Source organism: Natrinema soli (assembly GCF_028618695.1).
In genome coordinates this window covers 1-5,978 of sequence record NZ_JAQIVI010000435.1, presented here as the reverse complement: position 1 = coordinate 5,978, position 5,978 = coordinate 1, and the positions used below count along the sequence as shown (strand labels likewise).

The 5,978-nt window shown below is 65.4% G+C and carries 6 protein-coding genes; 4 read left to right on the top strand and 2 right to left on the bottom strand.

What is annotated here, in order from left to right; translation table 11 throughout:
• Positions 1-929 (top strand): 3-phosphoshikimate 1-carboxyvinyltransferase (gene aroA / locus PGX04_RS23365; protein ID WP_273740704.1); only part of this gene is annotated, 929 nt, incomplete at its 5' end.
• Positions 930-978: 49 nt separating this feature from the next.
• On the opposite strand, the gene PGX04_RS23360 is transcribed toward aroA, so the two are convergent.
• Positions 979-1,986, bottom strand: coding sequence for a hypothetical protein (locus PGX04_RS23360; RefSeq protein ID WP_273740703.1), 1,008 nt, complete (start codon positions 1,984-1,986; stop codon positions 979-981).
• 261 nt (positions 1,987-2,247) lie between these two features.
• Here PGX04_RS23360 and PGX04_RS23355 point away from each other — a divergent pair, with 261 nt between their 5' ends.
• Positions 2,248-3,390: a thiolase family protein gene (locus tag PGX04_RS23355; protein WP_273740702.1), complete on the top strand. Its 1,143-nt coding sequence runs from the start codon at positions 2,248-2,250 to the stop codon at positions 3,388-3,390.
• Positions 3,391-3,502: 112 nt separating this feature from the next.
• Here the strand turns inward: PGX04_RS23355 and PGX04_RS23350 are convergent, their stop codons facing one another.
• Positions 3,503-3,628: a hypothetical protein gene (locus PGX04_RS23350; RefSeq protein WP_273740701.1), complete on the bottom strand. Its 126-nt coding sequence runs from the start codon at positions 3,626-3,628 to the stop codon at positions 3,503-3,505.
• Between the two features lie 326 nt (positions 3,629-3,954).
• Between PGX04_RS23350 and aroC the strand changes: the two genes are divergently transcribed.
• The gene (aroC, locus tag PGX04_RS23345) at positions 3,955-5,154 is read left to right on the top strand and encodes a chorismate synthase (RefSeq protein ID WP_273740700.1); all 1,200 of its coding nucleotides are present in this window, start codon (positions 3,955-3,957) and stop codon (positions 5,152-5,154) included.
• Between the two features lie 479 nt (positions 5,155-5,633).
• Positions 5,634-5,978 (top strand): PHP domain-containing protein (locus PGX04_RS23340; RefSeq protein WP_273740699.1); only part of this gene is annotated, 345 nt, incomplete at its 3' end.

The following is a 5,978-nucleotide window of genomic DNA, read 5'->3' as shown; positions in this document are numbered from 1 at the left end:
AGGCGCTGACTGATCTCGGCGCCGAGGCCGATAGCACCCGCGGGAACGGGCAGGCCCCGCTGGTCGTCACCGGCCCGCTCGCTGGCGGCGAGCTATCGATCCCCGGCGACGTCTCTTCGCAGTACATCACCGCCCTGTTGCTGGCCGGTGCAGTCACCGACGAGGGGATTTCGATCGAGCTCGAGACCGAGCTCAAGTCCGCGCCGTACGTCGATATCACGCTCGAAGTGCTCGATGAGTTCGGCGTCGAGGCGCGGAAGACGGACGCCGGGTTCGCGGTCGACGGCGGGCAGTCCTACGCGCCCGCGGGTGGCGAGTACGCGGTCCCCGGCGACTTCTCGTCGATCTCGTATCCGCTGGCAGCGGGCGCGATCGCCGGCAACGAGGGCGAGGGCGTCCGCATCGAGGGCGCTCATCCGAGCGCGCAAGGCGATACCGCGATCGTCGAAATCGTCGAGCGGATGGGTGCTGACGTCGACTGGGATCGGGACGCGGGGACGATCGACGTCGCCGAGGCCCCGCTTACCGGGATCGAGGTCGGGGTCGAGAACACGCCCGACCTGCTTCCGACGATCGCGACCCTGGGTGCGGTCGCGGAGGGCGATACCCACATCGCGAACGCGGAGCACGTTCGGTACAAGGAGACCGACCGCGTGAGTGCGATGGCCGAGGAACTGGGCAAGATGGGCGTCGAAACGACCGAGGAACGGGACTCGCTGACGGTCCACGGCGGTGACTCGAGTCTCTCGGGAGCGACCGTCTCCGGACGCGACGACCACCGGATCATCATGGCGCTCGCGCTCGCGGGGCTGGTCGCCGACGGCGAGACCACCATCGAGGGGGCCGACCACGTCGACGTCTCGTTCCCGGGCTTCTTCGGGATGCTCGAGGAGTTAGGGGTCAGACTCGAGCGCGACGGGCGGCAGTAGCGACGGTCGTCCCCGTCGAACGGTCGCCGCGATCGGATCGGGCGACGGGTCACTCGGGAATCTGGAACCGATCGAGGACGATGGTGTGCTCCTGTTCCGGCCCTCGCCAGGTGACCGCGAGGTACACGCCGGGGTCGGCGCTGGGAACCTCGACGGTGAGCGAGTCGCCGGCGGTCACCTCGCCGGAGAACTGCTCCTCGGTGAGACCGCCCTCGAACCCGACCTGGACGTGATCGCCTCGGAACGCGGGACCGCCCTCGTGGACGACCGTCACCGTCTTCGCGTCGGGATCGTACTCGAACAAGAGGTCGACCATCGGGGCCGGGTCGTCCTCGTCTACCTCGTCGTAGTCCGGGTTCGTCGGCGGCGGGCCGACTCGAGTGACGGCAACGGCGGCACCGAGCATCGGTTCCGATCGTTCCGCCGTCCTGTCCACCGGCCAGTTCGTGAGCCACACCTGGCTCAACAGGTTGGGATCGGTGTCTTCCGGCGTCTCGTCGTACTCGACGGTCGCGTGGTAGACGCCGTCGTGGTGCTCGGTGAACGCTGCCTCGTAGCCGCGAACCGGGTCTTCGCGTAATTCCGCGTAGGGCCGTCCGATCCAGAATCGGTGGGTGTCCCTGGCCTCGTAGTACGCCTCGTCGACGTACGCGTGGATGTTCCAGCTCCCGGCGTCGGCGTCGTAGGCCGGGGCCAGAAAGACGTGCTCCGCGTCGTCGGTCGTGTCGATGACCGGATCGACGGCAACGGAGGATGAGTTGTCGGCCTCGAGACTGTCGTATCCCCAGACGACTTCAGGGTCGCCGGCATAGGATAGCTCTCGGATGGGGTCGATCCACGACGGTCGATGACTGACGTCATCGATCGACGCCGATCGGTCGCTCCGGGCGGTTATGTCGACTCGATAGGCGCCGTCGCCCGCGGGCTCCAGATCCGACGGGGTGTCCTCGTCGTTGTTGTCGGCGCGTTCGTCAGAGGGGGCGTCACTCACGCAACCCGCTGTACCGGCCGCTCCGGCGGCGAGCGTCGCGAGCAGTAGTTGTCGGCGGCGGACCATGCTGAATACTTGTCACGTGATCTAATAAACTCTCTAATATGATGAATGTTGAAACGATAGGGTGGAGACGGAGTCGGTGGCACCCCCAAACGCTGAAATGCAGTAATCGCGCTCGCCGATCGGGGTTGGGCCTCGAGCGTCGCCATCAGGGCACCGTCCGTCTCGAGCGCTCGAGCGTGGTTCTTACAGTTGTTCGGTGGGTTCGCTCGTCCCTTTCCGGAGGAGGTAGCTATTTACGTTCACGAACAATTGTGTTATACAATGGCAGACGATACACCAGTAATCGTTAGCGCTGTTAGAACGGCACAGGGAAGAGAAGACGGTGCGCTCTCCGAGTTCCGCAGCGAAGACCTCTCGATTCCGCTGGTCAACGAGATGCTCGCGGAAACGGGGCTCTCCGGCGAGGACGTCGACGACCTGATGTGGGGTTGTGCACAGCAACGCGGGGAGCAGCGGACGAACATCGCCCGACAGATCGCGCTCTTCTCGGATCTCGGCGAGGAGGTTCCGGCGACCACCGTCGACCGTCAGTGTGCCTCCTCGGCGCAGGCGGTCATCAGCGCCGCGGACTCGATCGCTGCGGGTCGCCACGACGCGGTCGTCGCCGGCGGCGTCGAGAGCATGAGCCGCGTGAAGATGGGCGCCGCCGAGAGCGGCCAGATGCATCCGAAACTCGACGAGGTCTACGGCATGGAGAACCTCTCGATGGGGATGACCGCCGAGAAGGTCGCCGAGAAGCACGGGATCTCACGCGAGGAACAGGACGAGTACGGCGCGCGGAGCCAGCGGCGCGCAGTCGAGGCCACCGAGGAAGGGACGTTCGACGACGAGATCGTCCCCATCGAGACCGACGAGGGCGTCCACGACGAAGACGAGGGCCTGCGCCCCGGCACCACAGCCGAGAAACTCGCCGAACTCCCCACCGTATTCAAGGAAGACGGCACAGTAACGCCGGGCAACGCCTCTCAGATCGCCGACGGCGCGGCCGGTATCCTGCTGACCAGCCGGGACTTCGCCGACGAGAACGACCTCGAGGTCCTCGCCGAGGTCGGGACCAGCTACGTCGCGGGCGTCGATCCGACCGTCATGGGCGTCGGCCCGGTCCCCGCCACCGAGGGCCTGCTCGAGCGAGCGGGCCGCGAGATCGACGACTACGGGCTCGTCGAGATCAACGAAGCGTTCGCCAGTCAGACGCTGTACTCCCAGCGCGAACTCGGGATTCCGGACGATCAACTCAACGTCAACGGCGGCGCGATCGCGATCGGGCACCCGCTGGGGTGTTCCGGCGCGCGCCTGCCGGTGACACTCGTCCACGAGATGAACCGCCGCGGGGTCGACCGCGGAATCGCGACCGAGTGCGTCGGATTCGGACAGGGAGCGGCGATCGAGTTCGAACTGCCCTGAGACGCTTCCTCTGAGTTTTTGGTCGCTTCGCGAATAGTGCGTCTGGTCCCGCATACCGTGCGAACGGCACTTCGTGCCGTGAGCAGACGAAGTGAGCGACGGTCAGCGAGAGCTATGAGACGTCGTACGTCGTCTCGAGAGACGGAACGAGCCCGTCGACCGTCGGCGAGTCGTTCGTCCAGAAGCCGTAAAATCCGCCGTTTCGGCGTTCCTCGCCGAGGAACGCACAGGTTTTCATCTCGTTGGTCGAGGAACACTGCCACCGCGAGCGAGTCGAGTGATCGGTGGGTCACGTCGACGGTTCGCGTCTCAAACTGCCGTCCTCGTTCCGCGAGAAACCGGCGTTTCGTACACCCCTCTCGAGATCGCCGACGGCGTCGTCCCATTTAAACAGCAGCACAATCATATAAATATGATCGTGATGCGTGTCTCGGTGGCCCGAACCTGAAGCGAGCGGGGGAACGATCCGCTGTCGGCCCGCTCCGAGCATTCGATAGTCACCGATCTCGGGCGCCCTGCGTGAATCCTGCACCGCTAAGTGGCCCCGCCACCGAGGACGTGGTAATGAACGGCAACCGCTTCGGTCGCCTCTTTCAGGTGACCACGTTCGGCGAGAGTCACGGAGAGGCGATGGGCTGTACGGTTTCGGGCTGTCCCGCCGGCCTCGAGCTTTCGGAGGAGGACATCCAGGCGGACCTCGACCGTCGAAAGCCGGGGCAGTCGATGATCACGACGAGTCGCGGCGAACCCGACGCGGTCTCGATCAAGTCCGGGATTCAGGACGGCTACACGACCGGGACGCCGATCGGGCTGGTCATCCAGAACAAGGACGCCCGCTCGGGAAAGTACGAACCGTTCATCACCGCGCCCCGGCCGAGCCACGGCGACTTCACCTACTCGGCGAAGTTCGGGACGCGAAACTGGGGCGGCGGCGGCCGTTCGTCGGCCCGCGAGACGGTCAACTGGGTCGCGGCCGGCGCGATCGCGAAGAAGCTGCTCGCCCAACAGGGCGTCGAACTCAAGGCCCACGTCAATCAGATCGGCGACATCGAGGCCCCTGACGTGAGTTTCGAGGAGATCAAAGATCATTCGGAAGAGAACGACGTCCGCTGTGCCCATCCAGAGACCGCCGAGCGGATGCAGGAGCTGATCGCGGAGTACCAGGAGGAAGGCGACTCCATCGGCGGCAGCATCTACTTCGAGGCGCAGGGCGTTCCGGTCGGCCTCGGTGCACCCCGCTTCGACTCGCTGTCCGCGCGGCTGGGACAGGCCATGATGGCGGTGCCCGCGACAACGGCGTTCGAGTTCGGGCTTGGCACCGACGCGGCCGAGTGGACAGGCAAGGATCGGAACGACGATTGGGAGTTCGACGACAGCGAGGCGCACCGCGCCTCGGACGAGAGCGGCGATGAGCCGCGAACGTGGGGGAACCCGACGCCCGTCGAGAACGACCACGGCGGGATTCAGGGCGGGATCAGCTCCGGCGAGCCGATCTACGGCGAAGTGACGCTGCACGCACCTACGTCGATCCCCAAATCCCAGCAGACCGCGGACTGGGAGACCGGCGAACTCAAAGAGGAGCAGGTCATCGGTCGCCACGACCCCGTCCTCCCGCCGCGAGGGGTCCCCGTCGTCGAGGCAATGCTGGCGCTGACCCTGGTCGACTTCATGCTGCTGTCGGGCCGGCTCAACCCCGACCGCGTCGACGACCAGCCCGGTGAGTACGACACTGACTACCACCCGAGCAGTCCGCGCAACGAGTAGCTCGAGTCGTCAGCGAATCGTCTCGAGTTTCTCACCTCGGAATCACCTCGTGACCGGTAGCGGGGAGTTGTGTCTCACTCCGGGCTGGCCAACCCGCGTGCGGTGGCGCGCGCTTGAAGCCGACCGAACGAGAGTGAGGGGGCTTATACCATTGCGCGAGGTCGTCGCGAGTTGAACGGGTGACGGCTTGGAAGACGCTTTGTGTCTTCCAGTGGATGAGCGAAGCGAGCCGTGAGCGACCGTCGGGAGTGTGACTCACGAGGTGAACGGGGAACGACGTGACCCGTGAACGCCGAAGGGCCGTGAGTAGCAATCGGCTGGGGAGGGCGTGGCGATTCCCTGTTGCCACGGTAGCAGGGAACGTCTTGCATCGAACTCACTACCGGACACCCTGCGCAGTAAACTACAGCAATAAACGGGATACGTGAACGGAGTTCCTCGAGCGTAACACCTAACTCGCAGTCCATGGTCGACGACGTATGCGGGATTTTCACGTCCACTCGAACTACTCGGACGGCGACTTCCTCAGGTCGATGGTCCGGGCCGCCGAGTCGGCCGGGCTCGAGGGCGTCGGCTTCGCCGACCACTGTAACGTGGCCTCTCGCGAGCGCCACGCGTCGATGCGGAGCGTCTACGGGTTCAATCTCGACCTTACCTACGAGCGCCGACGGCGAGGAATCGACCGCCTGCGTGAGGATTTCGATCTCGAGATTTACGACGCCGTCGAGATGGACTACGATCCGCGCGACGAGGCGGCCATCGACGCGTTCCTCTCGGAGGCGCGCTTCGACTACGCGATCGGGAGCGTCCACGACGTCGACGGG

What these genes read in the sequence shown, in the direction of transcription:
- PGX04_RS23355 (WP_273740702.1), top strand. Translation starts at nt 2,248, where the DNA reads ATGGCAGACGATACACCAGTAATCGTTAGCGCTGTTAGAACGGCACAG.
- aroC (WP_273740700.1), top strand. Translation starts at nt 3,955, where the DNA reads ATGAACGGCAACCGCTTCGGTCGCCTCTTTCAGGTGACCACGTTCGGC.
- PGX04_RS23360 (WP_273740703.1), bottom strand. Translation starts at nt 1,986, where the DNA reads ATGGTCCGCCGCCGACAACTACTGCTCGCGACGCTCGCCGCCGGAGCG.
- PGX04_RS23350 (WP_273740701.1), bottom strand. Translation starts at nt 3,628, where the DNA reads ATGAAAACCTGTGCGTTCCTCGGCGAGGAACGCCGAAACGGCGGATTT.